General features: G+C 29.4%; 20 protein-coding genes. 12 read left to right on the top strand and 8 right to left on the bottom strand.

Annotated features, from left to right (window positions below):
* Nucleotides 1–4 precede the first annotated feature (4 nt).
* Together rpsG and rpsL are read right to left on the bottom strand one after the other, a co-directional pair.
* Nucleotides 5–481, bottom strand: coding sequence for a 30S ribosomal protein S7 (rpsG, locus tag AC2D6T_RS03040; RefSeq protein ID WP_298947907.1), 477 nt, complete (start codon nt 479–481; stop codon nt 5–7).
* A 30-nt stretch (nt 482–511) separates the two neighbouring features.
* Nucleotides 512–886, bottom strand: coding sequence for a 30S ribosomal protein S12 (gene rpsL, locus AC2D6T_RS03035; RefSeq protein WP_018943587.1), 375 nt, complete (start codon nt 884–886; stop codon nt 512–514).
* A 176-nt stretch (nt 887–1,062) separates the two neighbouring features.
* On the opposite strand from rpsL, the gene AC2D6T_RS03030 reads away from it, so the two are divergent.
* The 5 genes from AC2D6T_RS03030 (at nt 1,063) to rlmB (ending at nt 9,106) form a co-directional block, all read left to right on the top strand.
* Nucleotides 1,063–2,700, top strand: a complete 1,638-nt coding sequence (locus AC2D6T_RS03030) for a BamA/TamA family outer membrane protein (RefSeq protein ID WP_484680418.1) — start codon at nt 1,063–1,065, stop codon at nt 2,698–2,700.
* A gap of 134 nt (nt 2,701–2,834) precedes the next feature.
* Nucleotides 2,835–5,870 carry a SusC/RagA family TonB-linked outer membrane protein gene (locus tag AC2D6T_RS03025; RefSeq protein ID WP_484680417.1) on the top strand — a complete coding sequence of 1,012 codons (3,036 nt, stop codon included), beginning with the start codon at nt 2,835–2,837 and terminating at the stop codon, nt 5,868–5,870.
* Between the two features lie 14 nt (nt 5,871–5,884).
* Nucleotides 5,885–7,372: a RagB/SusD family nutrient uptake outer membrane protein gene (locus AC2D6T_RS03020; protein ID WP_484680416.1), complete on the top strand. Its 1,488-nt coding sequence runs from the start codon at nt 5,885–5,887 to the stop codon at nt 7,370–7,372.
* 19 nt (nt 7,373–7,391) lie between these two features.
* A complete protein-coding gene (locus tag AC2D6T_RS03015; protein WP_438988899.1) occupies nt 7,392–8,267 on the top strand; it encodes a hypothetical protein in 876 nt (291 codons plus the stop codon).
* 83 nt (nt 8,268–8,350) lie between these two features.
* Complete coding sequence (gene rlmB / locus AC2D6T_RS03010) at nt 8,351–9,106, top strand: 23S rRNA (guanosine(2251)-2'-O)-methyltransferase RlmB (RefSeq protein WP_484680415.1); 756 nt, start codon at nt 8,351–8,353, stop codon at nt 9,104–9,106.
* A 12-nt stretch (nt 9,107–9,118) separates the two neighbouring features.
* On the opposite strand, the gene AC2D6T_RS03005 is transcribed toward rlmB, so the two are convergent.
* Nucleotides 9,119–9,805 carry a rhomboid family intramembrane serine protease gene (locus AC2D6T_RS03005; protein ID WP_484680414.1) on the bottom strand — a complete coding sequence of 229 codons (687 nt, stop codon included), beginning with the start codon at nt 9,803–9,805 and terminating at the stop codon, nt 9,119–9,121.
* Between the two features lie 76 nt (nt 9,806–9,881).
* Between AC2D6T_RS03005 and AC2D6T_RS03000 the strand changes: the two genes are divergently transcribed.
* The gene (locus tag AC2D6T_RS03000; RefSeq protein WP_347187023.1) at nt 9,882–11,153 is read left to right on the top strand and encodes a replication-associated recombination protein A; all 1,272 of its coding nucleotides are present in this window, start codon (nt 9,882–9,884) and stop codon (nt 11,151–11,153) included.
* Here AC2D6T_RS03000 and AC2D6T_RS02995 read toward each other — a convergent pair.
* Both AC2D6T_RS02995 and AC2D6T_RS02990 read right to left on the bottom strand, forming a co-directional pair.
* Nucleotides 11,150–11,920: a hypothetical protein gene (locus tag AC2D6T_RS02995; RefSeq protein WP_484680413.1), complete on the bottom strand. Its 771-nt coding sequence runs from the start codon at nt 11,918–11,920 to the stop codon at nt 11,150–11,152. The genes AC2D6T_RS03000 and AC2D6T_RS02995 overlap by 4 nt on opposite strands.
* Before the next feature lie 443 nt (nt 11,921–12,363).
* Nucleotides 12,364–13,047 carry a YjjG family noncanonical pyrimidine nucleotidase gene (locus AC2D6T_RS02990; protein WP_298947924.1) on the bottom strand — a complete coding sequence of 228 codons (684 nt, stop codon included), beginning with the start codon at nt 13,045–13,047 and terminating at the stop codon, nt 12,364–12,366.
* Nucleotides 13,048–13,119: 72 nt separating this feature from the next.
* Here AC2D6T_RS02990 and AC2D6T_RS02985 point away from each other — a divergent pair, with 72 nt between their 5' ends.
* Together AC2D6T_RS02985 and AC2D6T_RS02980 are read left to right on the top strand one after the other, a co-directional pair.
* Nucleotides 13,120–14,256 carry a glycosyltransferase family 4 protein gene (locus AC2D6T_RS02985; RefSeq protein ID WP_484680412.1) on the top strand — a complete coding sequence of 379 codons (1,137 nt, stop codon included), beginning with the start codon at nt 13,120–13,122 and terminating at the stop codon, nt 14,254–14,256.
* A gap of 1 nt (nt 14,257) precedes the next feature.
* Complete coding sequence (locus AC2D6T_RS02980; RefSeq protein WP_484680411.1) at nt 14,258–15,520, top strand: MATE family efflux transporter; 1,263 nt, start codon at nt 14,258–14,260, stop codon at nt 15,518–15,520.
* Here the strand turns inward: AC2D6T_RS02980 and AC2D6T_RS02975 are convergent.
* The 3 genes from AC2D6T_RS02975 to radC all read right to left on the bottom strand — a co-directional run bounded on the left by AC2D6T_RS02975 (nt 15,509) and on the right by radC (nt 18,450).
* Nucleotides 15,509–16,387: a hypothetical protein gene (locus AC2D6T_RS02975; RefSeq protein WP_484680410.1), complete on the bottom strand. Its 879-nt coding sequence runs from the start codon at nt 16,385–16,387 to the stop codon at nt 15,509–15,511. The genes AC2D6T_RS02980 and AC2D6T_RS02975 overlap by 12 nt on opposite strands.
* A 1-nt stretch (nt 16,388) precedes the next feature.
* Entirely contained in the window at nt 16,389–17,693 is a 1,305-nt protein-coding gene (locus tag AC2D6T_RS02970; protein ID WP_484680409.1) for a polysaccharide deacetylase family protein, read from the bottom strand.
* 70 nt (nt 17,694–17,763) lie between these two features.
* Entirely contained in the window at nt 17,764–18,450 is a 687-nt protein-coding gene (gene radC, locus AC2D6T_RS02965; RefSeq protein ID WP_298947929.1) for a RadC family protein, read from the bottom strand.
* Between the two features lie 132 nt (nt 18,451–18,582).
* Here radC and trkA point away from each other — a divergent pair, with 132 nt between their 5' ends.
* The 4 genes from trkA to AC2D6T_RS02945 all read left to right on the top strand — a co-directional run bounded on the left by trkA (nt 18,583) and on the right by AC2D6T_RS02945 (nt 26,246).
* The gene (gene trkA, locus AC2D6T_RS02960) at nt 18,583–19,929 is read left to right on the top strand and encodes a Trk system potassium transporter TrkA (protein ID WP_298947930.1); all 1,347 of its coding nucleotides are present in this window, start codon (nt 18,583–18,585) and stop codon (nt 19,927–19,929) included.
* Between the two features lies 1 nt (nt 19,930).
* Entirely contained in the window at nt 19,931–21,430 is a 1,500-nt protein-coding gene (locus AC2D6T_RS02955; RefSeq protein ID WP_298947931.1) for a TrkH family potassium uptake protein, read from the top strand.
* Nucleotides 21,431–21,784: 354 nt separating this feature from the next.
* Nucleotides 21,785–24,814: a lamin tail domain-containing protein gene (locus tag AC2D6T_RS02950; protein WP_484680408.1), complete on the top strand. Its 3,030-nt coding sequence runs from the start codon at nt 21,785–21,787 to the stop codon at nt 24,812–24,814.
* 283 nt (nt 24,815–25,097) lie between these two features.
* Complete coding sequence (locus AC2D6T_RS02945) at nt 25,098–26,246, top strand: hypothetical protein (RefSeq protein WP_484680407.1); 1,149 nt, start codon at nt 25,098–25,100, stop codon at nt 26,244–26,246.

Below are 26,246 nucleotides of genomic sequence, written 5' to 3'. Positions count from 1 at the left end.
TCTATTAAAATCTAAAGTGAGAGAATGCTTTGTTAGCCTCTGCCATTTTATGAGTATCTGTTTTCTTTTTAACGGCTGCTCCTTCTTCTTTGGCCGCTGCTAATATTTCAGCTGCTAAACGTTGCGCCATTGTTTTTTCATTACGCTTTCTTGCGTATAAAATCATCCATTTTATAGCCATAGACACTTTACGGTCTGGTCTAATTTGCATTGGAATTTGAAACGTTGCACCACCTACTCTACGAGATCTTACTTCTACGTGAGGCATTACATTTGACAAACCATCTTTCCAAATTTCTAAGGCTGATTTTTCTTCTTCTCCTTTTCTTTCTTCTACGATATCTAGTGCATCATAGAAAACTTTGAACGCTACAGACTTTTTACCATCCCACATTAAATTGTTAACAAAACGTGTTGCTAACTGGTCATTAAACTTTGGATCCGGTAAAAGGACTCTTTTTTTCGCTCTTCTTTTTCTCATGTCTTTACATTAAAAAAGTTAATTAATACTTTACTTTTTTGGGCGTTTTGCTCCGTACTTAGATCTACGTTGGGTTCTACCCTCAACACCTGCAGTATCTAATGCACCACGTACTACGTGATATTTTACACCTGGCAAATCTTTTACCCTTCCACCTCTAACTAATACTATCGAGTGCTCCTGTAGATTATGTCCTTCTCCTGGAATGTATGCGTTTATCTCATTACCATTTGTTAATCTAACTCTGGCAACTTTACGCATTGCTGAATTAGGTTTCTTTGGCGTTGTAGTATAAACACGAGTACAAACTCCACGTCTTTGAGGACAAGACGACAAAGCAGCCGATTTACTCTTCTTAGTTATTTTGGTTCTTCCTTTACGAACTAATTGTTGAATAGTTGGCATACTAAATAATTACTGTTTTTCGTTTATATTAAACATTCCCTTAATTTTAAGGGTCTGCAAATGTACAACTAATTTCTAATTATTCAAATATCAGTGAGTTATTTTTTAAAAAACCTTTTTTATTTATAAAATTAAGGCAATTAACATACATTTGACACTAAAACAGAACGAGCATTTTGAGCAGAAAGAAATTACTTTTTTTTACTTTTTTACTAGGCTTATCAGCACTTACAAATTTTTCTTCGCAAGAAATTGAACTAAAATTTACTTCTAGCAAAAAACAAGACTCTTTACTTATATATAAATATGACTACAAAAAAAAACATTTAGATAGTATCAGCTTATCTAGAGAAATAGTAAAATATTTATCTAAAATAAAAAAAGACGGATATTTTTTAAATAGGATTGATCGTATAATCAAAAGAAAAGAAAAAACAATTGCTTATATAACTTTTAATGAAAAAATAAATTTTGCAAAAATTAGTTTTGAAGATCCAAGAAAAGAGGAACTCATTATAAAAATATCTGAATTAGAAAAGACTCTAAATTTAATATCATCAAATTATGAAGCAAAAGGAAACTCGTTTACAAAACTAACTTTAGAAAATATTAGAATTAAAAACGACACTTTAATATCTCAATTGAAAATTAATCAATCGAAACAAAGAAAGATTGACAAAGTTATAATAAAGGGATATGATAATTTTCCAAAGTCATTTTTAAAAAACTATTTCAAGTTAGACGAAAACTCTCTTTTTAATAATAAGAAACTAAACTCTATATCTAACTTAACAAGATCTCTCGATTTTGTAGAAGAAATTAAAAAACCCGAAGTTCTCTTTACAAAAGATTCTACTATTATATATATGTATGTAAAAAAACAAAACAATAATAGTTTTGATGGGCTTGTAAATTTCTCTACCAAAGAAAATGGAGGTGTTGACTTTAACGGATATTTAGACTTGAAATTAAATAACATATTAAATAAAGGAGAAAGCTTTAATTTAAAATGGAATAATTATGGTGATGAAAGACAGGAACTTGCAATAAGAACTAAAATACCCTTCATATTTAAATCAAAAATATCTCCAGAAATAAAATTCTCTATTTACAAACAAGACTCCACTTTTCTAAATTCATTATTCAATATAAAACTAAATTACGTCATTAACTATAAATCTGAATTGTCTTTTTTTATCAATAATGAAAAATCAGAAAAATTAACTGGAACAAACATTGAAAACAATTTAGAATCTTTCAATACATTTTTAACTGGAGTAGGATATCAATACAATGACAAACAAAACTATTTTCTAAGAGATAGCAAGTTTTATTTTGGGATTGAAACTGGTTTTGGAAAAAGAAAAAACTCTAGTAAAACGACAAACCAGACAAAAATAGAAACAACGATAAAACATCATTTAAAATTTAGTGATAGAAGCTTTATATATCTAAAAAACAAAGTAGGTATTCTAAATTCTAAAAGTTATTTATTCAATGAACTTTTTAGAATAGGTGGCCCAAAAACAATTAGAGGCTATGCAATACAAAGTATTTTTAGTAAAAATTATACAACACAAAATATAGAGTTTCGATATTTAACATCACAAAAATCATATTTATACACAATTACCGACTTCGCAATTTTTGAAACAATTCATAAAAAACAAAAACTATTTGCTTTTGGATTGGGCTACCTCTTTAACACCAAAACATCTCAAATAAATATTACAGCAGCTGTACCTGGTAATTTAAATAGCTCTATAAGTTTCAAGAATACACAATTATTAATTAATTGGGTTAATATATTTTAATGTAAAAACTATCACCCACAAGAATATGATATTCATAAAATTTTGAACTTAATTAAACATTTTAATGTTAAAAAATTGTTTATTTAAGATTAATTTAAGATTTTTGTAATTAATTAATTCAAATAATTATACAAATGAAGACAAAGTTTAATGGAATTTTAACGCTATTACTGGCGTTTGTGGTGCAAATATCGTTTGCACAGCAAAAAACTATTTCAGGTAAAGTTACTGATAGCTCAGGAAGTTTACCAGGAGTAAGTGTTTTAATTAAAGGAACTACTACAGGAACAGAAACAGATTTTGATGGAAAGTATTCTATCATTGTAAAATCTGGAGATGTGTTAGTTTTTAGATATCTTGGTTACGAGGTCGTGGAAAAAAAGATTGGTACTTCAAGTACAATTAATTTATTAATGAAAGAAGATGCAAATGTTTTAGACGAGATTGTAGTTACTGGTTATAGTCTAATCTCAAAGAAAAAAGTTTCTACATCATCAACACAACTTAATGCTAGTACTATCGAGGATAGACCTAGCGGAAACCTAGTTCAAACACTTGCTGGACAAGTACCTGGATTAGACATTTCCATAAGTTCTGGACAACCTGGTGCAAATGCATTAGTACAATTAAGAGGTGTAAATTCAATTAATGGAAATACTGAACCTCTATTTATTTTAGATGGTACTCCTGTTGATGAAGATAACTTTAGAAGTATTAACCAAAATGAAATAGCTTCTATAACAGTCCTTAAAGATGCAGGTGCAACTGCAATTTATGGAAGTAGAGGGGCAAATGGTGTAATTGTTATTAAAACTAAAACGGGAAGTAAAAACACTCCTTTACAAGTTAATTTTAACAGTATTATCAGTTTTTCATCATTCCCAGATAACAAATACAATCTGATGAACTCTCAACAATATGCAACTTTAGAAAGACAAAGAGGTATAGGTTTAGGTTCTGGAGCAAGTGTTGGTATTTCATATCCTGCAAATGGAGGTCCTTTGACTGATGAACAAATTGCAGCATTACCAACTGGTGATTGGGAGCGTGAGTTCTTAAGAACTGGTATCACTAAAAACCATACCTTAACCTTAACAAGTGGTGGCGAAAACTCAAATCAATTTACGTCTATAGGATATTTTGAACAAGAAGGTGCTTTAAAAGTTAGTGATTTAAAAAGATTTAACTTAAGAAACAATATAAATGGTGGTTCAGATAAATTTAAATATGGAACATCTGTTTCTTTAAACTATTCTACCAATAACACACCAACAAGTATAGGTACATCTGGTATTAATCAAAATCCTTTTTTTGGTGCTAATGGGGCATTACCTTACCTATTACCAGAAGAAAAGCCATCTACTCAAGAGTTAGTTGATAATTTAATCTTTGGTTACAGTCCATACTTTATTCAAGATAAATTATTTAGAGATAGACAATTAACAGAAGAATTAAAAATTATAGCTTCTATCAATGCGAGCCTAAATATTACTGACAATTTGACTGCATCTCTTATTACTGGTGTAGATTATCAAGCTACTTCTTTAATATCTACTAGAGATCCAGAAGGTTTTAATGCTCAATATTTTAACTCTGACAATCCTGGTTATTCTTCACAAGACTCTAGAAGGAGAGCTGCATTTAACACAACTGCATCTTTAAACTACAATATAGAGTTAGATAAGCATACTATTAGTGCTGGATTGTATAGTGAATATTTTAAAGCTTTTTTAAGAGATTTTGGTTTTACATCTAATGGTTTAAACCCAAAAACTTTTTTCCCTGGGGATGATGCTGGATTTATTGGTGATAATGCTAATGATGATTTATTTGTAGATACTGTATTTGCAAATAGAATAGATGCTGGTTTATTGTCTTACTTTGGTACTTTAGACTATGACTATAATTCTACATTCGGTTTAAGTGCAACTTTAAGACGTGATGCTTCTTATAGATTCTCAACTACAAATAGATGGGGTACATTTTGGTCTGTATCTGCTAGGGTTAATTTAGATCAACTAGACTTTATGCAAGGATCTGATATTAATAATTTAAAATTAAGAGGTTCTTACGGTACTACAGGTAATCAAAGAATTAATGGTGGAACCTACTACACCTCTCCTGATTTAGCATTTGATTTTTATGCAACTGGAGTTGGTTATAACGGTGAACAAACTATTGGTTTAAGCCAGTTAGGTAATGACACATTGAAATGGGAAACAGTACAACAAGGTAATATTGGTATAGATTTTGGTGTTTGGAATAGTAGATTAAGAGGATCTGTAGATTATTATAGAAAAAAGACAAGTGATCTTTTCCAGAGCTTACCAGTTTCAGCAATTACTAGTGTTACATCTATCAATGCAAACACTGGTAGTTTATATGACAATGGTTTCGATGTAGAAGTTGCTTATGACATTATAAGAAATAATGATTTAAAAATAACCGCTAATGCTGTAGGAAACTTTAATGAAAACTACTTAGGAGACTTACCTGCTGAAGTAGATGATGTAACTGGTGAAGTTCAAATCATAAATATTGGTAGAAATGGAGGTCCAATTTTTGAAAGATTTGACGTTAGATATGCAGGTGTTAACCCAGCAAACGGTAACGAATTATTTTATGATAGAGATGGAAACATTACAGAAACACCTGACGTTGATAAGGACAGAGTTTGGAGTGGTTTGAATACGACACCTGAAGCTCAAGGTAGTTTTGGTTTAAACATAGATTATAAAGGTTTTTTCTTTCAAACACAATGGAATTACGTTTTAGGTGTTGACCAGTTAGACTTTGATTATGCTAATTATATGGATCCTACATCTATCAGCCAATTTAATTTGTCTTCTGATTTATTAAGAGCATGGACACCTACAAACAGAGTTACAGATGTACCTAGTATACAACCTGGAAGCAATGTTGGTAACTTTGCATCTAATAGATTTTTAGCAGATAAAGATTTTCTTAGGTTAAGATTTGCAACAATAGGATATTCATTTCCTCAAGATGTTCTAAAAAAAGTAGGATTTAAAAAATTGAGAATATTTGCAAATGGTGAAAACTTATTAACATTTACTAAATTTAGAGGTTTTGATGCTGCTTCAAGATTAACTGGTAGAGAATATCCAACTCCAGTAACTTACTCATTAGGATTAGAAATAGGATTTTAAAAAAACAAATAAAAATGAAGAATAATATATATAAATTAGTATTTGTTGCTGTTTTTGCAGTCTTTTATAGTTGTGAGAACGCAGTAGATATAGAACAAGTTGGAAGAGTTACTGAAGATGTAGCTTTTACCAATGTATCAGAATTGCAAGATGGCTTAATTGGAGCCTATGGTTTTTTTGATTTAACCAGAGAAGTTGCAATGGCTGTTAATTATACTGATGAAACCGCTGAAGGATCAGATAATGGAGGTCAAGGAAGAACAACAGGGGCTATATTTAACCTTAATGCTGGTTCTGCTGCTGCTTCCACTTTTTGGACTAATGGTTATGATAGATTAAATGCTATAAATAGATTAATTACTGCTGCTGATTTAGTAACACCTGATGGTTCAGCTGAAGCTGCACAGAAAAATGATATTTTAGGGCAAGCTTATGCTTTAAGAGCATATGCAAATTTTCAACTACTTAGTTATTATACAACAGACTATACAGATGATAATGCATTAGGAATAATAAAAGTTGATTTTGTTCCAAGTATTGCAGATAAGTTATTAAGAAGTACAAATGGTGAAATTTATACTCTTATCGAAGAGGATTTAACCAAAGCTGCTTCTTTAATACAAGATCAAAGTAATACAATTTTTGTTTCTAAAGATTTTGTTACTGCGTTAAGAGCAAGAATAGCGGCTTACAGACAAGATTACACAACTGCTGAAACATTAGCTAGTAGTTTAATGGCAAAATATCCTTTAGCAAATAGAACGCAATATAGATTAATGTTTGCAGATCAAGGTAACACAGAGATTATCTTTAAGTTACAAAGAGATTTAAATGGAATTTATGACAATCAACCAGGTTCTGGTACAGTAGCTGCTACTGGTTGGATTGGTGGTGTTACCATGTTTGGAGCAAATACCCCATATTTTGAAATTGGTCGTAGTTTATTTAATTTAATTGACCCAGCTGACATTAGATATGATGTAATTGTAGATCCAGTTTCTATTGTTTCTCCTGATTACATGAATGCTGTAGATTACAAAGTTGAAGATGTTTTACAAGTGGGTAAATATCCAGGTAAACCTGGTCAAGTTTTATTAAATGATAATAAAGTATTTAGATCATCAGAAATGTATTTAATTATTGTAGAAGCAAAAATTGATAGAAATGATTTGACTGGTGCTGCTCAAGATATTAAAGCATTAAGAGACATTAGATTTGGTGCAGCGACTCCATTACCAAGTTATAGCAACAAACAAGAAGCTTTTGCAGCCCTTTTAAATGAAAGAAGGGTAGAGTTTGCTTTTGAAGGACACAGATGGAAAGATATAAAAAGATTAGGTGTAAGAGCAAATCAAGGAGCTGTTAGAGACCCTAAGGACGTAGAAGCATTTGGAATGGCAGCATCTTTAGCTCCAGATGATTACAGATTTACATTACCACTTCCTTTAGTGGAATTTAATGGAAATCCAGAGTTAAGAACACAACAGAATCCTGGTTATTAATTAAATAGAAAATATAATTATGAAAAAATTTATAAAATTATTTGCACTTGCAACAGTGCTAATATTCACCTCTTGTGAAGAACAAGAAAATGTTCAGCTAGATTTAGGTGAGGGTTTTGTTCAATTTGCTAGTGAAAGTACATCAATAGCAGAAGAAGATTCAACACCTGTAAATATAAGTGTAGTTTACGGTGGTAATGCAGATTCAAATACTAACGGAATTAACGTTAAATTCACTTTAGAAGGTGTAGATGCAAATAGAGTATCAATTACTCCATCAGATGGAAATTTAACAATACTTGCTGGTGAAGTTTCAGCAGATATAACTGTTGAAGCAATTGACAATATTAATGTTGATGGTAATTTAGATTTTACAATTGTATTGTCTACAGAAAGTGATAAACCAGTTGGTATTGCTGGTCAAAACCTAAAAAACAGTGCTTATACAGTCACAATAATTGACAATGACTGTCCAATTGTGCTTTCAGATATGCAAGGTACATATTCTGGTACTGATAATTGGTACTCTTCTGTAGGTGGACCTTTAGATGTTTCTTTTAAATCTACATTTGATGGAACAGACTTTTTAACTATTGGATTAGGTTATGCGTGGCTTGCTAATCCTGCTTATTGGGGAGAACCTGTAGTTGCTGAAGGACAAGTGAAAGTAGAAATTGATCCAATTACTGGAGATGTGACAATCCCTTATCAATACACTGCAACTACTGTGTATAATGGATCTAATTATGAATATTATGTAGAGGGGTCAGGAAAATACTTTCCTTGCTCTGATACATTCGAAATTGAATTTTTATTATATTATCCCGGTAAAGACCCAGTTGCTCCATATTTTGGAGTTCCAAGTTTTGTTTGGAAGGAGACTTTAACAAGATAATATTTTTTAATGATAAATAAAAAAACCATCAACTATCTTAGTTGATGGTTTTTTTTGCTATATAATTAGCATACATTTGCAACATGGAAACAGAAATGACTAATATTTTTGGAATTAGAGCTATTATTGAGGCAATTGAAAGTGGCTCAACAATAAATAAAATATACTTACAAAAAGGCTTACGTGGTAACTTATTTCATGAATTGGATAAACTTATCAAAACAAATAAGTTAACTACAAGTCTTGTACCTGTAGAAAAGTTGAATCGTCTTTCTAAAAACCAAAATCATCAAGGGGCAGTTGCACAAATATCCCCTATAGCGTTTCACGATTTAGAAACTCTAATCAATAAAACTTTAGAAAGTGATGCTACTCCACTCTTTTTATTATTAGATCAAATATCTGACGTTAGAAACTTTGGTGCAATTATTAGAACTGCAGAATGTACAGGTGTTCATGGAATAATTATTCAAAAAAATGGAAGTGCACCTGTAAATGCTGAAACGATAAAAACATCTGCTGGAGCTGCTTTTAAAGTGCCTATTTGTAGAGTAGATCATATTAAAGATGCATTATTTATTTTACAAGCATCAGAAATAAAAACAGTTGCCGCAACAGAAAAAACAACGTCTTCTGTATATGATGTAGATTATAAGGAACCTATTGCAATTATAATGGGCTCTGAACATCGAGGTGTAAACCCATCTATCCTAAAAATGGTAGATTTTAAAGCTAAATTACCTTTACTTGGTGAAATTGCTTCATTAAATGTTTCTGTGGCTTGTGGTGCCTTTTTATACGAAACTGTAAGACAAAGAATGGCAATAAGCCGTAAGTAGCATAAAAATAAATTATTCTTTATCATTTACTTGCCCCTCCTCTACTTCTTGTTCAATTTTTGGAGGAGAAAAATTTCCGTTTTCATCGAATAATAAATCAAAATCAGTAGTAGAGAATTGATATTCTTTTTTTGTAATCCCTATTTTTCTGTAAAATACAGCAAAAATAAATCCTACTAAAAAGCCAGATAAATGGCCTTCCCAAGACATGCCATCTTTTATTGGTAATACATACCAAACCATACTACCGTATAAAAAAATTATTATTAACGACAGCGCTACTAATCTGTAGTGTTTTCTTATAATTCCACTAAAAAAGACAAAACTAAATAAAAGATATACGATGCCACTTGCACCTATATGGTAGGATTCTCTTGCGATCATCCAAGTTAATAAACCTGTTAAAAGCCCACCATAACAAAGTACTTTATAAGCAACTTGTTTATAAAAATAAAAAAGACTTGATAGCAAAACAAATAAAGGAATAGAATTGTTAAACAGATGATTCGTATCACTATGTATAAAATGAGTGAAGAAAACACCTCTTAAACCAACTAAATCTCTTGGATACACTCCAAATTTATTAAAATTGAAATGAAATTGTATTTCTACCCAATAAATAAACCAAATAACAAATACATAGGTACATGGAATTAAAAAAATTGGTTTAGAATTATGTAAAACTTGTTCATCACTCATAAAATAAAAATAACAAATATATTACCAAAGTAAAAAAATACTACTTCTGTCATAAAAACTTTGCTATTTTTACCATATGAATGAACCTTTGGCAGAAAGAATTAGACCTAAAACATTAGAAGACTATATTAGTCAACAGCATTTAGTTGGTAAAAACGGTGTTTTAACAAATTTAATTAAACAAGGAATTATTCCATCTTTAATTTTATGGGGCCCCCCAGGAATTGGTAAAACTACCCTTGCAAATATTATTGCGAATGTGTCAGAAAGACCATTTTATACTTTAAGCGCTATTAGTTCTGGAGTTAAAGACGTTAGAGAGGTTATAGAAAAAGCGAAAAAAAGTGGTGGTTTATTTACGGCAAAAAATCCTATTTTATTTATTGATGAAATTCATCGATTTAGCAAATCTCAACAAGATTCTTTATTAGGTGCTGTAGAAAAAGGATGGGTAACTTTAATTGGAGCCACTACAGAAAACCCTAGTTTTGAAGTAATACCAGCCCTACTCTCTAGATGTCAGGTTTATATTTTAAATTCTTTTGACAAAGAAGATTTAATTGCTCTTCTAAATAGAGCTATGAAAGAGGATTCTTTATTAGCCTCAAAAAAAATAAAATTAAAAGAAACAGATGCCTTATTACAGGTTTCTGGTGGTGATGCTAGAAAATTATTGAATATTTTTGAGTTATTAGTTTCTACTGAAGATCAGATAGAAATTACAAATGAGTTGGTTTTAGCTAAAATTCAGAAAAATACAGCTAGGTATGATAAAACTGGCGAACAGCATTATGACATTATTTCTGCTTTTATAAAATCTATAAGAGGTAGCGATCCAAATGCAGCTGTTTACTGGTTAGCTAGAATGATTGAAGGTGGTGAAGATGTAAAATTTATAGCAAGAAGAATGCTAATTTTAGCCTCTGAAGATATTGGAAATGCCAATCCGAATGCACTGATTTTAGCTAATAATACGTTTCAAGCAGTAAGTGTTATTGGAAATCCAGAAGCTAGAATAATATTAAGCCAATGTGCAGTTTATTTAGCTAATTCTGCTAAAAGTAATGCTTCTTATGTGGCAATTGGAGAAGCACAAAACTTAATAAGAAAAACAGGCGATTTATCTGTGCCTCTGCATTTAAGAAATGCACCTACAAAATTAATGAAGGATTTAGAGTATGGTAAAAATTATCAATATTCTCATAATTACCCTAATAACTTTGTAGAACAAGAGTTTTTACCTAATGAAATTAGTGGAACCAAAATTTATGAACCTGGTAATAATGCTAGAGAAAATCAGTTTAGAGAAATTCTTAAAGCTAGATGGAAAAACAGATACGATTATTAGAATTTAATTTCAAATTGCTTCATTACTAACTGACCATTCTCATAATATTCTGCTACCCATTTTGTTTCTTTTTTATACAATAAACCATTTTTATCTTTAATTACATAAACATCTTTAATGTTTGTATGTAAAATAATAAAAACAACTTCTGGCTTTAAATTAATTAATTGAAAGCCACTTTTTTTTGGTTGCGCATATAAAACAACGTCGGTAGGTTCTGGTTTCTTAACCACTTTTTTTAGTGATAAATCCTCTTGTAAAACTTCTTTTTTAATAACAGTATTAACAGGGGTATCTACCCACTTAATTTTAGTTTCTTTTATTTGTTCTTTCTTAGAAAGTGGCGTATAAGTTATATCCTCCATTAATTTATGTGCATTTCTTATCGCTTCTTGATACCCTTTTTTAAATTCCTTTTTTTTACTTTCTCCTTCTGAGGCAAACAATACTTTACCAAAACAATCTTTTAATTCTAACTTTAGCTTTATTTTTAAAAATGAAGAAGCGTCTGTTAATGAAGCTGTTAATGCCTTACATCTATTATTTTTTAGATCTTCTGGAAATTCTTCTGAATCTAAAAGAGCCGTAAAATCGTTCTTTTTTAACAAAAACTTGGTTAAAGAGCTTGTTTGGTATTGATCTACCTCCTTTAAAAAATCGAACTTTGTAGGTACAATTATATATGTAAAATTACTTACTTTTTTTTCTTGTGCTACTGTAATTAAACTTATAAGAACAAGTATTACAAATACTATTTTATTTTTCATTCTAATTAAATATTAAATTAAATCCAAATTGGATAGAAAGATTATTTAAAGATGAAATATCGGAATAATTTAGTAAATTATCTATAATTCCATAGAAATTAATTTTCCAAATTTGTAAAGAAATACCCAGCCCAATATTGCTAAAAGATTAATTATCTAAAGAGTAAGTAACTTTTGTATGCAAATTATTGGTTATCATTTTCTCATAAAAACTAGTTAATGCAAATTACTGATTTAAAGGTCTAAAAATTGAGTATAACTGTGCTCCAAAAGCATCTGTATATTCATCTTTATAGGTATTGTTATAACAATATTTACTTCTTCTTAATCCAAAACTATCTATATCTTCTGTGTTTAATTTTGCAGGCCTAAAAAATACTTAAGATGTATAATTTGGGAACTTTATAAAAAGAATATTTATTAGAATTTAAACCACTTTATAACTAAAGATATTGTTTAATTTCTAACAGGCTTTTAACTGAGGTAATATTTTTATCTGTAGGGGTTAAATCGTCAAAAACACAGTGTATTGCTTTTAAACCAACATTTAAGGCACCTTGTATATCTGCTTCTAAACTATCGCCAATCATTAAAGAGTTATTAGCGGTTGCTTTTGCAGTGTCTAAAGCATGTAAAAAGACTTTAGGATTTGGTTTTTTTACACCCACAGACTCTGATGTAATTATTTGATTAAAGTAATGATGAATGTTAGAAGTCATCATTTTTTTACTTTGTATTTCTTGAAAACCATTGGTTATTATATGTAATGTGTATTTTTCTTTTAAATAATCTAATAGTTCAAAAGTACCTTCAAAAAGATGATTAAAAGTAGATAAATTATCTATATAATCAATGGCAATCTTATCAATTAAAGCATCCGAGACCTTATAATTTACAGCATCAAAAGTGTTTTTTAGTCTAGCATATCTTAGTTCTTCTTTAGTCACTTTTTCTTCTCTGTATAATTTCCAAAATTTTAAATTTAAGGGTTTATAAACCTCTAAAAAATCTTCTATTTTTAAATGAATTTTATTTTTGCTAAATATTTTTTGGAAAGTTAATTCAGAATTTTTTTCAAAATCCCACAAAGTATGATCTAAATCAAAGAATACATGTTCTATTTTCATTTGATAAAAGTAAAAATTATAAATAATAAATAGTAGATTAAGTTGTTATATTTGTGATAAATATTTTTTAGGTTGAATCAAAAAAAACTTCATGTTTTGTTTATATGTGGTTGGTACCCTTCTAGGGTTTTACCAACAAATGGAGATTTTATAGAAAGACATGCACAAGCAGTTGCTATGCAACATAAAGTGTCAGTAATACATTTAATTACTGATAAAAATTGTACTAAAAAAATAGAAATTATTACCAAAGAAGATCAAAATCTTACTACACATATTGGATATATTCTTCCAAAAAAAAACAGAATTACTAAACTAAAATCTTTTTGGAAAGCATATCAAAAAATATTAAAAAAAATTGGTGCTTTTGATGTAATTCATTTAAATGAAATACATCCTTTTGGACTTTTAGCTAAATATACATCAAAAAAAAATAAGATACCATACATAATTACAGAACATCATACAGCGTATTTACAAACCACAAACAACACTCTAAGTTATTCTAAAAAAACAATAGCTAAAAACGTGGTAAAACATGCTGCTTTTATTTGTCCTGTTAGTACTTATTTAGCAACTTATTTAAAAGAGGCTGGTTTTAAAGGTAATTATAAAACTATACCTAATGTTGTAGATACTGGTTTATTTGTTCCCAAGAAAAAAGCAGGAGATTCACTAAAAATAGTACACGTTTCTAGTTTAAAAGACGCCCATAAAAATATTAAAGGCATGTTACATGTGGCAAAATTTTTAGAGGAAAAAATAGCGTGTTTTGAATGGCATTTTATTGGTGGTACTGGAAATGAATATCAAGAGTTTATAACTAGTTTAAATATTAAAAAAGCTAAAATTCATTTTACAAAACATGTGTCTCAAAAGCAATTGGCAAACTATTTACAAGATGCAGCTTTATGTGTTTCTTTTAGCAATTATGAAACTTTTGGCATTGTAATACCAGAAGCAATTGCCTGTGGCACACCTGTTATTGCAACCAATACTGGTATTGCAACTCTTTTTAAAAACGAGCAATTTTGTAAGGTAATCCCAATTAAAAATGAAACTTTGTTATTAGAAGAAATTTTAAATTATAAAACTACTTTTGACAAATTAGACCCAGATAAAATGCATAGTTTTGTAGCACAACAATTTAGTAAAGAGGTAATTTCCAATAAATTTTCGCAACTTTACTACAAATCTCTAAATATTTAGTTTGAATTTAATTGTTTCTTACATTTCAAATTTTTTAAAAAGAAAAGGAAGCTATGTTTTTTTAGCCACCATTTTTGCACGTATATTTTCTTTTTTAGCAGCTTGGTTTGCTTTAAAGTTAATACCAAATAAAGAATTAGGGGTTGTACTTTTTACCTATAATATTATAGTATTTATTATACCCATAAGCGGTTTAGGCTTGCACCAAAGTTTTATAAGATATGGTGCCTTACTTAAAACAAAAACAGAACAAAATAGCTTGTTTTTGTATGTTTTTAAAAAAGGGGTTTGGGTTTCTTTATTATTAATTGCTTGTATTAGTATTATTTCTTTTTTTATTGACTTTAAGTTTGAAAAAACCCAAACTTATTTAATTATACTGTCTTTTATAATCATCCCTTCATTTCTATTAGAAATTATAAAAGCACAATTAAGGTTAAATCACAACAACAAAAAATTTGCTTTTACAGAAATAGTACAAAGTGTTTTGCTACTGGTTTCTGTACTACTTTTAAGTTACTTTTTTAAAGAACTTGGGTATGCTATTGCATTGCTTGTAGCCCCAACTCTAACTGCTATTTTATTTGTAAAAAAAATAGGAATCAATTTTACATTAAAAAATAAACTTACCATAACAGATACTTCTTTTTGGAAATATGGCTTTTTTGCAAGCCTTTCTAATGTAGTTACACAATTACTTTTTGTTATAGATATTTTATTAATTGGTTACTTATTAGCTAACACAGAAATGGTTACCAATTATAGATATATTTCTTTAATTCCTTTTAGTTTACTGTTTTTACCTCGTGTTTTTATGGCAACAGATTTTGTTGCTTTTACAGAAAAAATATATGATAAAACTTATATTAAAAATTATATAAAAAGTTACATGCTTTTGTTTTTGCTGATTAGCATTGTTTTAGTAATAACAAGCTATTTTTTGGGTGATTTTATTTTAAAACTTTTAGACAACAACTTTACAAAGTACACACAGACATTTTTTATTTTAATGCTGGGTGTTTGCGGAATTTTTATTTTTAGAGGATTGTTTGGCAACCTTTTATCTTCTATTGGGAAAGCACATATAAACTATTACATTGCCAGTGTTGCTTTACTTTTAAACGTAATTAGCAACTATTATTTAATTCCTAAATATGGCATTAAAGGAGCTGCTTTAACCTCTGCAATTTTAATGTGGTTTACGGGTATTGTGTCTGCAATTGCATTTAAAGTGCTTTATAAAAAAGTAAATCTATTTAAATAAAAAAGAAAAATTATTTTGTTTTAAAAAACCGTATTTTTCTGGTTTACCTCCAAAACTTTTATAGAAAGAAGCAATACCATCAATCATAGATCCTTCAAAATCTAAAGTCAAATTTGAGTTACAATTCTCTGCAATAATTTTATCAATTAATAAAGTGGCAACATTATCTTTTTTTCCTTTTGGAGTTACAACAGAAAATAAATAATAAATTCTTTTATTGGTTTTCACAAAAAACGCACCTCCCAAAATGTTACTTTCATTATCTTCTACACCTAATAAAAAGCCTTTGTTTTCATTTATACATTTAGAAATCAAATTATTTAACAACAAATAATCTTTATTAGACAAATCTATATGTTTATAATATTGTTTTGCAATATTTATTAATTCATGAATAGACAAATTTATAAAAGTAAATTGCTTTTTTTTTACTTGATTAGTTCTATACTTCCTATCTTTTCTGTAGCCCGCTTTTATTATTTCATAGTTTTGTTTAAGACTTAAAATATAATTAGTTCTATAATTTAACTTAATGGTATTTAAAGAGTTAAATTGATAGAATATTTTAAAAAAAGTCTTAGGTATACAACTTATAAATTCATGTATTTTTTCTTCTGAAATAATACTTTTAGAATAAACACCTAATTGCTGACAAAAATACGGTTGTGTAACGTATTTAATTGCGTACTTTTTTTTCCAAGGAATTGGCATTACAGCTTCATAATCATTCAGAACCAAAACATCCCAATGATTGGCAACAACATCTAAATACCAAGAAAAAGCATACACTCTAGATTGTATTGAGTTTTCTATACAAAAGTTGTATTTATCTACCTCTAAATCTTTTCTATGAACGTATTTTATCATCCTAAATCGTTGCAATTTTTACCATAGAATCGTACAAACGTTTCCAGCCTTTCCAGCGCATATGATCACTTAAACTCTCGTTATGAAACAAGGTGATAAAAGTACCATTTACAGCTTTTACCTCGTTTTTTAAATCTCTAATTCTACCCAAAGATTGTTTTGGTGTAATCTTTAAATAATCATTTAATGTAGTATCCATTAAAGCGAAAGGATATACTTTTAAAGGGGTTTGAATCTCGAAATCTAAATCATAAAAATAAAAAGGTGTACAAGTGCTTGCCCTAAAACCAACATTGCTTGCATACCCCATAGTAAAATCTTCTTGTATTTCTAAATCTATTAATTGTTGATAGGTTTCTGGCAAATTAAAGCGTAAATAATGTTGTCTAGATCTGGTTACGGGCATATTTGTTATATCCTCAAGTCTTTCTTTTTCTTTTTTTAAAAGTGCTGCATTTTGCATTGTAAAATAAGAAGGGTGTAAGCCAACTCTGGCATAATCTACCAAATCTTTTACAAGTAGTTTGAATTTATTTTTAGCGGCAGAAATATTGGTGTCAAAAGTAGTATAATCACCAACAGAGCAAAAGAAAATAGTTTTTATTTTTTTATTTTTTTTGATGTTTAAAATTGTATCAAAATTATCAAAAGGATCTTTTTTAATGTTTAGTAAAACTGCTAATCGATACCAAACACTTAAAAGTCTTAGTTTAAAAAAATCCTTTAAAAAAGCACCTGTTGTTCTTATTAAACTTTTATGTTTATAGGCAAATGTATTGTCTATATCTATGGTAGAAATAAAAGTATATTTTCTGTTTTCAACTTCATAATCTGGAAACCGTTCTTTGAATTCTTTTAAGAATTTGTAAGCCCAAATATCTACCACAGGTTTTTCTAAAAAATTATTATTATAAGCTAAACTTTCTGAGGCCATAAAACGCCCATGTTTGTCTTTAACATGAGGCAAATATTCTTCGTACCTAGAAATTAAGTAAAAACTTGCTGCAAAAATATCAAAAGGAATTGCAGATTTACTTCCAGTAGCAAAAAAACATGGTACTTCTTCCCATTTTTGTATGTTTATTTCTAAATCGTTTACACCTTGTTCAAATAACAATTCGTTACTTTTTATAAAAAACTCGTTACTTAAAGGTGATTTTGTATAGGTTAATTTAGGCCCTTTATGTGCTACAAATTCTTCAACTTTAGTTGTAAAACTAACCGGTATTTGTAAGGTTCTAGTTAAAATATGTTTAAATATATAACGAACTCTGGGTGTTATTTTATGTGTATATACTACAATCATTATTTTTTTACATTACAGCGTTTAGCAGTAGTTTACAGTGTTTTTTTTTACTAATCAATGCAACTTAAAATTACAACAAGCCTTCATCTGCAAAGCTAAAATACGCTTTTTCTGTAATTATTAAATGGTCTAGTAGTTTAATATCTAAAGTATTGCCAGCTTGTTTCATTTTTTCGGTTAAATTTTTATCTGCAACACTGGGCTGTAATTTTCCTGAAGGATGATTATGACAAACAATAATGGCTACAGACACCAACTCTAAAGCTCTCTTAAACAACAGTCTAATATCTACAACTGTAGCTGTTAACCCACCTTTACTAACTTGACTTTTTGCTAAAACTTTATTAGAGTTACTTAAAAAAAGAACCCAAAATTCTTCGTGGTCTAAATCGCCAATTATGGGTTGCATTAAGTTTGCCACATTTTTACTACTAACAATTTTAGGTTTTTCTAAGGCTACTTCTAGCTGCCTTCTTTTCCCTAATTCTAATGCAGTAATAATTGCAATGGCTTTTGCCTCTCCAATACCATTAAACTCGGTTAATTTTTCTACAGATAGTTTTGCAAGCTCGTAAATATTACCATTTACAGCACTTAAAATACGTTTAGACAATGCCACTGCACTTTCATTTCTATTACCTGAACCAATTAAAATTGCTATTAATTCTGCATCAGACAATACTGCTTTTCCTTTTGCTAATAACTTTTCTCTAGGCCTATCGTCTAAAGCCCAAGATTTGATTGTTAACTTATCCATTCGCCTATTTTTTTATAAATATACAAAATAGAAAAATGTTATATTTATTTACAAAAAAGGGAAAAAACTCAATTATTTGCATTTGCACCTAAACTCTTTATATCTTTGCGGTTAATATTCTATATTTGAAATATGAAGATTATTATTGCTGGTGCTGGAGATGTAGGTTTCCATTTAGCAAAACTGCTTTCTTACGAGTCTCAAGATACTTACATAATAGATTTTGATGGCGAAAAACTAAATTATATCAATAATCATTTAGATGTAATTACCAGAAAAGGAGATGCCACATCTATCAAACTATTAAAAGAGCTTGGTGTAGATTCTGCTGATCTTTTAATTGCTGTTACAGAAAGTCAAAACACCAATTTTACAATCTCTGTTATTGGTAAAGCTCTAGGAGCAAAAAAAACAATAGCAAGAATAGACAATCCAGAGTTTTTAAATGAGTGCGAAGTAGACTTTAAAAAGTTTGGTTTAGACTTTATGATTTCTCCACAAGAGTTGGCCGCAAATGAAATAAAAATGTTGTTAAATCAATCTTCATTTAACGATACTGTTACTTTTGAAAGCGGTACTTTTAATGTAATGGGTACTTCTTTAACCTACAAATCTCCTTTAGTAGATTTGACGGTTAAAGAAGCGAAACAAAAGTTTAAAAATATAGATTTTATAACCATTGCTATCAAAAGAGATAATGTTGCACAAACAATTATTCCTAGAGGTGATGTTGCTTATCAATTAAATGACCAAGTGTATTTTTCTGTTCCCAATTATAGTATGAAGGATTTGTATCCCATCATAGGAAAAAAACAGTTTAATATTAAAAATGTAATTATATTAGGGGGTAGTAGTATTGGCGAAAAAACTGCTAGAAATCTTTGTGAAGATAATTTTAAAGTTAAATTAATAGAAAAAAATAAAGAGAAAGCAGAAAATTTAGCAGAAAGTTTAGACAATGTATTAGTTATTAATGGAGATGGAAGAAACCTTGAACTTTTAGAAGAGGAAAATATTAGAGAAACAGATGCTTTTATTGCAGTTACCAACAACTCAGAAACCAATATTATGTCTTGTTTGGTAGCAAAATCTAAAGGAGTAAAAAAAACCATTGCACTTGTAGAAAATATGGACTATATTGATATTTCTCAAACGATTGGTATAGAATCTCTTATCAACAAAAAACTAATTGCTGCAAGTAATATTTTTAGACACATTAGAAAAGGAGAAATACTAGCATTAGCAAATCTACACAATATAGACGCAGAAGTATTTGAATTTGAAGTAAGACCTAACGCAAAAGTTACTAAAAAACCAATTAGAGATTTAAATGTTCCTAGAGAAGCTGTCTTTGGAGGTATTATTAGAAATGGAAAACCGTTAATGTCTTTTGGGGGTATGCAAATACAAAGTGGAGATAAAGTAATTGTGTTCTGCTTACCAGAAGCTATAGAAACTGTAGAAAGTCTATTTAGATAAAATGGGTACTTTAAACACAAAAATAATCTACAGGTTTTTAGGCATAACAGCTATTTTAAATGGTTTGTTTATGTTTTTAGCTGTTCCTTTTAGTATTTTTAATGATGAACCCGAAAAATGGGGGATTTTAAATGCTGGAATTATCACCGTTTTTATTGGTGTGATTTTATACTTTGCAAACAAACCCACAAGTACAAATATTCAGAAAAAAGAAGGGTATTTAATTGTAACATTGGGTTGGTTAATCCTTTCTTTTACAGGGATGTTGCCTTATTTACTTTCTGGAGCAATATCTAGTGTTACAAATGCATTTTTTGAAACTATTTCTGGCTATTCTACCACAGGTTCGTCTATTTTAACTAACATAGACAATATGCCAAAAGGAATTTTATTTTGGCGAAGTGCAACGCATTGGATTGGTGGAATGGGAATTATTGTATTAACCATTGCTATTTTACCTCTTTTAGGTATTGGTGGTATGCAGCTGTTTATGGCAGAAGCACCTGGACCATCAGCAGATAAATTACATCCTAGAATTACAGATACAGCCAAAAGACTATATTTAATATACGTTTTATTAACGCTTTTAGAGTTTTTGTTGCTAAAATTTGCAGGTATGACTTGGTTTGACGCCATCAATCATGCAATGGCAACCATGAGTACAGGTGGTTTTTCTACAAAAGGAGATAGCATTGCTTTTTATAATGGTAAACCCTTAATACAATACATTATTATAACTTTTATGTTTGTTGCAGGCACCAACTTTGTACTTACTTATTTTGCCTTAAAAGGGAAAATTCAAAAGGTATTTAAAAGTGAAGAGTTTAAATATTATTTATTTGGAATTTTAAGTATCTCTGCCATTATTGCAATCATTATCATCTTTTTTCAAGACCCAAATTTAGAAAGTACCTTGGCACATCCTAAAGTTTTAGGAGAAACAGAGAGTGCGATAAGACATTCTTTATTTATGGTTACATCAGTGGTAACAACAACTGGTTTTGTGTCTGCAGATTTTACCATGTGGAATTTCTTTGCAACAGGTATTTTCTTTGCCTTATTTTTTACAGGCGGTTCTGCTGGTTCTACAAGTGGTGGTGTTAAAGTGGTAAGGCACATTGTGATGTTAAAAAACAGTTTTTTAGAATTTAAAAAAGCCTTACACCCAAATGCAATAATTCCTGTTAGGTATGATGGCCAAACTGTGCATAAAAATATTGTTTTTAATATTTTATCTTTCTTTATTATTTATATGCTAATTTTTATAATGTCATCTGTGGCTTTAACATTATTTGGGTTAGATTTTATGTCTGCATTAGGTGCCGCAGCATCCTCTTTGGGTAATATTGGGCCAGCAATTGGCTCTGTTAGTCCTGTTGATAATTTTAATCACCTAACTTCGGCTGCAAAATGGTTTTGTTCTTTTTTGATGTTAATTGGTAGGTTAGAATTATTTACTGTATTAATTTTATTCACTCCATTTTTCTGGCGGAAGAATTAAGTATCTCACCTTTAATACTAAGTTTTTAGTATTTTAGTTAAATGACTTTTACTACTTTAAACTCTAAAAGATAAAAAAATGATACTATTATTTGTATAAAAAAAATGTATCCGTTTTGATAATCTTGTTGATTGTATATATTAAAATTTACATTCTGAGAATAAAAAAATGAAGTTATTTTTCTTTTTAAAAAAATTCTTTCTTTAACAAAAGAAATATTTTATAAAACACCTCTCTTTTTTATCAAATTATTTTTTTGTTAAGACGAAGATAGTTAAGAGTTATCTTATTGCTAATTAATTATTTGAGTTTCTATATTTTATATTTATTTGTATTTTTAACAAAAAAATAAATATGAAACAAAAAAACTTTTTAAAAATTGCTTTATATATGTTGTTTGCTATATCAACAACATTTTCATTAAAAGCTCAAACACTAACTATTGGAGATTTAGCTATAATCGGGGTTAGTGTCGATAATGAAGAATTTCTATTAATTGCTTTAGTAGACATACCTTCAGGAGAATCTGTTTTCTTTACAGATAACGAATGGAATGGTAGTACCGCTTTTAATACAAGTGAAGGTTTCTACGAGTGGGTAACCCCCTCTATTACAGCTGGTACTACTATAACTTTAACAACAACATCATCCTCTTTTGGTGGAACTGTAACTCAAAGAGCTGGTTCTTTTGCTTTAGGAAATAGTGGAGATGGAGTTTTTATTTATCAAACAACAACAAATGTATATAATACCGGTACATATACAATACTTGGCTTTGCAGGTGAAGATTCAGGTGATTCAGGTTCTTTAACTGGAACTGGCTTAACGGAAGGTACAAATGCAGTTTATTTGGGTGGCGACAATGGTATTTATACTGGAGTTAGAACAACTAATGATAAACCTGGTCACTTAACGAACATTTACAATAGTACAAATTGGACAACTTCTGGAACCGCACAAACATTTGATACCACTAACTTTGCAATGGCAAGTGCAGGACCTGGTATAACTTTAGGTGCAGTGTCAGGTAACACCTCAGAAGATGGTACTACAGCAACATTTACAATTGTATTAAATGCACAACCAACTACAGATGTAGTTTTAAATATTACTAGTGGAGATACTGGAGAAGTTACCTTAAATGAAGCTACATTAACGTTTACAAATGCCAATTGGGATACTCCACAAACAATTACTGCAACAGGTGTAGATGATACTTTACAAGATGGAAGTATAAATGTAACAATTAGCGTTTCTGTTAATGATATAAATTCTGACGATGCCTATGACCCAGTAACTGATGTAACTAAAATAGTTACCAATGAAGATGATGAACTACCAAATTTAGTAATTAATGAATTTCAAGCAGATCCAGATGAAACAAACGGAGATGCTAATGGTGATGGTTCAGTAAGTACTTCAGAGGATGAATTTATAGAAATTTATAATGCATCAGGAGGTGAATCGAATATTGGTGGTTACACCATTGAGGATGCTACTGGATTAAGACATACATTTCCTAAAGGAACTATTATACCTACTACAGGAACTATTGTTGTTTTTGGTGGAGGTACCTCAACAAATATACCTTCACTAACACAAACTGCATCAGCAGGTTTCTTAGGTCTTAATAATGGAGGAGATACAATAACTATAAAAGATGCTAATGGCATAACTATTACTTCTTACACCTATGCTAGTGAAGGAGGTAATAATATCTCATTAGCAAGAGATCCAGATTTTACAGGTAACTTTGTTACACATGATAATGTAACTGGTAATGGAAGTGTTTTATTTTCTCCAGGGAGAAATAATACAAGTAATACAGGTTTTTATAAAATATGGTCTGGAACCACAGATAATAATTGGAATACTACAACTAACTGGATAGATAGTAGTAATCCATCTGGAACTTCTGATAATATTTTAATTCCTACTGGTATAACCAATTACCCAACCGTAAGTACTGCTGTAACTATTAACTCCTTAAATATAGCTTCAGGAGGAACTTTGAAAGCTACAAATACTTTTACCGTAAGTTCAGCTACTTTCAATAGAAATTTTTCTAATGGCTCTCAATGGTATTTAATATCATCACCTATTGTTGGGGAAACTTATGATGCAAATTGGGCAACATCCAACTCTATTCCTACAAGCAGCCTAGATACAGATAATATTGGTTTGAGTTGGTATGATAATACATCTTCTGATATAGACACAGATAATGGAGGTTCAGATACAGCAACTGGTCATTGGAGATATTTACAAACAGACGATAGTAATAATGGAACTTTTGGTAAAGGTAAAGGATATGGAATTATAAGATCTGGTAGTGGTCTAATCTCTTTTACGGGAACAGGGATTTACACTTCTACACAAACTACAACTATTACTTATGGAACATCCAATCCTAATAATTACAATTTGGTAGGTAACCCTTTCACATCATTTTTAAATTTAGGAAGTTTTTTTACAAGTAACAATACAGCTAATCTTATTGGTGGAACAGTTTGGTTTTGGAATGGAAGCTCTTATGATGCAAAAATGTCAGGTATTACAGAAGATACTAATTTTGAAATTGCACCAGGACAAGGATTCTTTATAGAAGCAGGAACTGCTGCAACGAGTTCAGATAATATAAGTTTCGATATTAGTGGCACAGATCATCATAGTACTGAAACATTTCAAAAATCAAGTAAAATAACATCTTCAATCTATCTAAACGTAAATGATGGCATTAATAATAGATATGCCAAAATTTATTATGTAGATGGAACTACAAAAGGTTTTGATAATGGTTTTGATGGTAAATTGTTTGGAGGAGTTTCTCATAATTTTGCAATTTACTCCAATCTGTTAAACGATAATACTGGGAATAAATACCAAGTACAATCTTTACCAAATACAGATTATAAAAACATGGTAATTCCTATTGGACTAATTTCAGCAGCGAATTCAGAGATTGCTTTTTCTGCTGAAGTAAATAATTTACCAAATGGTTTAAAAGTTCAATTAGAAGATAGAGCAACAGGTCAGTTTACAAATTTAAATGAGGCTAATTATACAGTCGTTTTAAATGAAAAACAAGATGGTTCTGGTAGGTTTTTTCTACATACTTCTCATAAGACGTTGTCTGTAAATTCAGATATATTAACTACAGCAAGTATTTATAAAGTTAACAATCAAACTTTAAAAATAAACGGTTTAAAAACTGGTAATGCTTCTATAGCTATATATAACATTTTAGGTAAACAAATTTTAAATAAAAACTTACAACCTACATACTCTTTTGAAGTTGCACTACCTAATATGTCTACTGGTGTTTATGTTGTAAAATTATATACAAAAGAGGGGCAACTATCAACCAAAATAATGATAGACTAACTTACACGAATTAAAAAATGGCAAAATATGAACAACAAAGAACAAAATAACGATACTATTTCTCGTAAAGAAGCTATAAAAAAAATAGGTAATTACAGTAAATATGTTTCTTTAACAGCATTAGAACTTATCTGATTTTAAATGCACAAGAAGCACAAGCTCAAAGTCCAGAAGCGACTGGAACAGGATTTTAAACTAAAATTAAATTTTTTTAAAAACGTCTCGAATATTTTCGAGACGTTTTTGTTTTATATAACTATAAAAATAACTACATTTATTTTTTATGAAAAACAACACATCTTTTTTATATAAACCAGTAGAAGACAAAACAATTACATGGTTTGAAAACAGTAACAAATATCTAGTTTTAGAAAATACAACTGCAGGTATTTTAAAACGATTAAGTAAAGGTGTTTCTGTTGAAGAAATAGCAAAGGCACTTTCTAAAAAGTTAAATGTTCCTTTAGACAAAACAATCGATTTTATTCTAGATTTAGAAAAAAAGATTTACGCTTCTAAATCAACAAAAAAATCATTTTTTTTAAATGATTACAGGGATATAGAAAAACCAACCTACTTTGAATTTACCAAGTTTTATAAAATAAATGATATCATATTTAAAGTCGCTTTTTCATCTGAATATGAGTTGTATTTGGTGCACCCGAAATTTGCACATTTAGAAATAGAAAACTCTGAAAATATAACTCATGAATTTTTGGTTTTTTTAAATAATAAATATGTTTTTTTCTACGTAGATAAAAATTTTATTGGTGCTTGGAGCAATAAAGATATTCATTATTTTCAAGGGAAATTTTCTATGGAATTAATTCAGAAAATTCATCAAAAAGAAGAACATGAATGGATGGGTGTTTTTCATGCATCTGCAGTTTCTAATACAGAAAAAACTATTTTATTTTTAGGAGATTCTGGAAATGGCAAAAGCACTTCTTTGGCATTATTACAAGCCAATGGTTTTACTTGTTTAGCTGATGATTTTGTGCCAATAGCTAATAAAAATATTCATGTATACAGTTTTCCTGCAGCTATTTCTATTAAAAAGAATAGTGTAGAAACGTTACTTCCACTCTACCCTGAATTACAAAATTCTGCAGAATATCATTTTAAAAGATTAAATAAAATTGTACGTTATTTAAAACCTAACAATACAGATTTTTACAATCATTTACCATGTAACGACTTGGTTTTTATAAAATATGAAAAAGAAAGTGACTTACGGGTTCGTCAAATTTCAAAAATAGAAGCTTTTCAAGAACTGGTTCCAGACTCTTGGCTATCTCCTTTAAAAGAAAATGCTCAGAAGTTTTTAGACTGGTTTCATCAAATAAACTGCTATCAAATTACCTATTCAAACAATACAAAAATGATTGATACTGTTTCTAAAATATTTAAAAATAACATAGATAAAAACTGA

It is taken from the genome of Polaribacter sp. YIW18, assembly GCF_057219325.1.
Note: the sequence above shows the minus strand (reverse complement) of the source record. Positions and strands in the feature narration are given on the sequence as shown.

Excerpts from the sequence above, each read along its gene's own strand:
- AC2D6T_RS03005 (WP_484680414.1), bottom strand. The coding sequence starts at position 9,805 with ATGAGTGATGAACAAGTTTTACATAATTCTAAACCAATTTTTTTAATT.
- AC2D6T_RS02970 (WP_484680409.1), bottom strand. The coding sequence starts at position 17,693 with ATGATTGTAGTATATACACATAAAATAACACCCAGAGTTCGTTATATA.
- rpsG (WP_298947907.1), bottom strand. The coding sequence starts at position 481 with ATGAGAAAAAGAAGAGCGAAAAAAAGAGTCCTTTTACCGGATCCAAAG.
- AC2D6T_RS02990 (WP_298947924.1), bottom strand. The coding sequence starts at position 13,047 with ATGAAAATAGAACATGTATTCTTTGATTTAGATCATACTTTGTGGGAT.
- AC2D6T_RS02995 (WP_484680413.1), bottom strand. The coding sequence starts at position 11,920 with ATGAAAAATAAAATAGTATTTGTAATACTTGTTCTTATAAGTTTAATT.
- AC2D6T_RS03000 (WP_347187023.1), top strand. The coding sequence starts at position 9,882 with ATGAATGAACCTTTGGCAGAAAGAATTAGACCTAAAACATTAGAAGAC.
- AC2D6T_RS03025 (WP_484680417.1), top strand. The coding sequence starts at position 2,835 with ATGAAGACAAAGTTTAATGGAATTTTAACGCTATTACTGGCGTTTGTG.
- trkA (WP_298947930.1), top strand. The coding sequence starts at position 18,583 with ATGAAGATTATTATTGCTGGTGCTGGAGATGTAGGTTTCCATTTAGCA.
- AC2D6T_RS02945 (WP_484680407.1), top strand. The coding sequence starts at position 25,098 with ATGAAAAACAACACATCTTTTTTATATAAACCAGTAGAAGACAAAACA.
- AC2D6T_RS02950 (WP_484680408.1), top strand. The coding sequence starts at position 21,785 with ATGAAACAAAAAAACTTTTTAAAAATTGCTTTATATATGTTGTTTGCT.
- AC2D6T_RS02955 (WP_298947931.1), top strand. The coding sequence starts at position 19,931 with ATGGGTACTTTAAACACAAAAATAATCTACAGGTTTTTAGGCATAACA.
- AC2D6T_RS03020 (WP_484680416.1), top strand. The coding sequence starts at position 5,885 with ATGAAGAATAATATATATAAATTAGTATTTGTTGCTGTTTTTGCAGTC.
- radC (WP_298947929.1), bottom strand. The coding sequence starts at position 18,450 with ATGGATAAGTTAACAATCAAATCTTGGGCTTTAGACGATAGGCCTAGA.
- AC2D6T_RS03015 (WP_438988899.1), top strand. The coding sequence starts at position 7,392 with ATGAAAAAATTTATAAAATTATTTGCACTTGCAACAGTGCTAATATTC.
- rpsL (WP_018943587.1), bottom strand. The coding sequence starts at position 886 with ATGCCAACTATTCAACAATTAGTTCGTAAAGGAAGAACCAAAATAACT.
- rlmB (WP_484680415.1), top strand. The coding sequence starts at position 8,351 with ATGGAAACAGAAATGACTAATATTTTTGGAATTAGAGCTATTATTGAG.
- AC2D6T_RS02975 (WP_484680410.1), bottom strand. The coding sequence starts at position 16,387 with ATGATAAAATACGTTCATAGAAAAGATTTAGAGGTAGATAAATACAAC.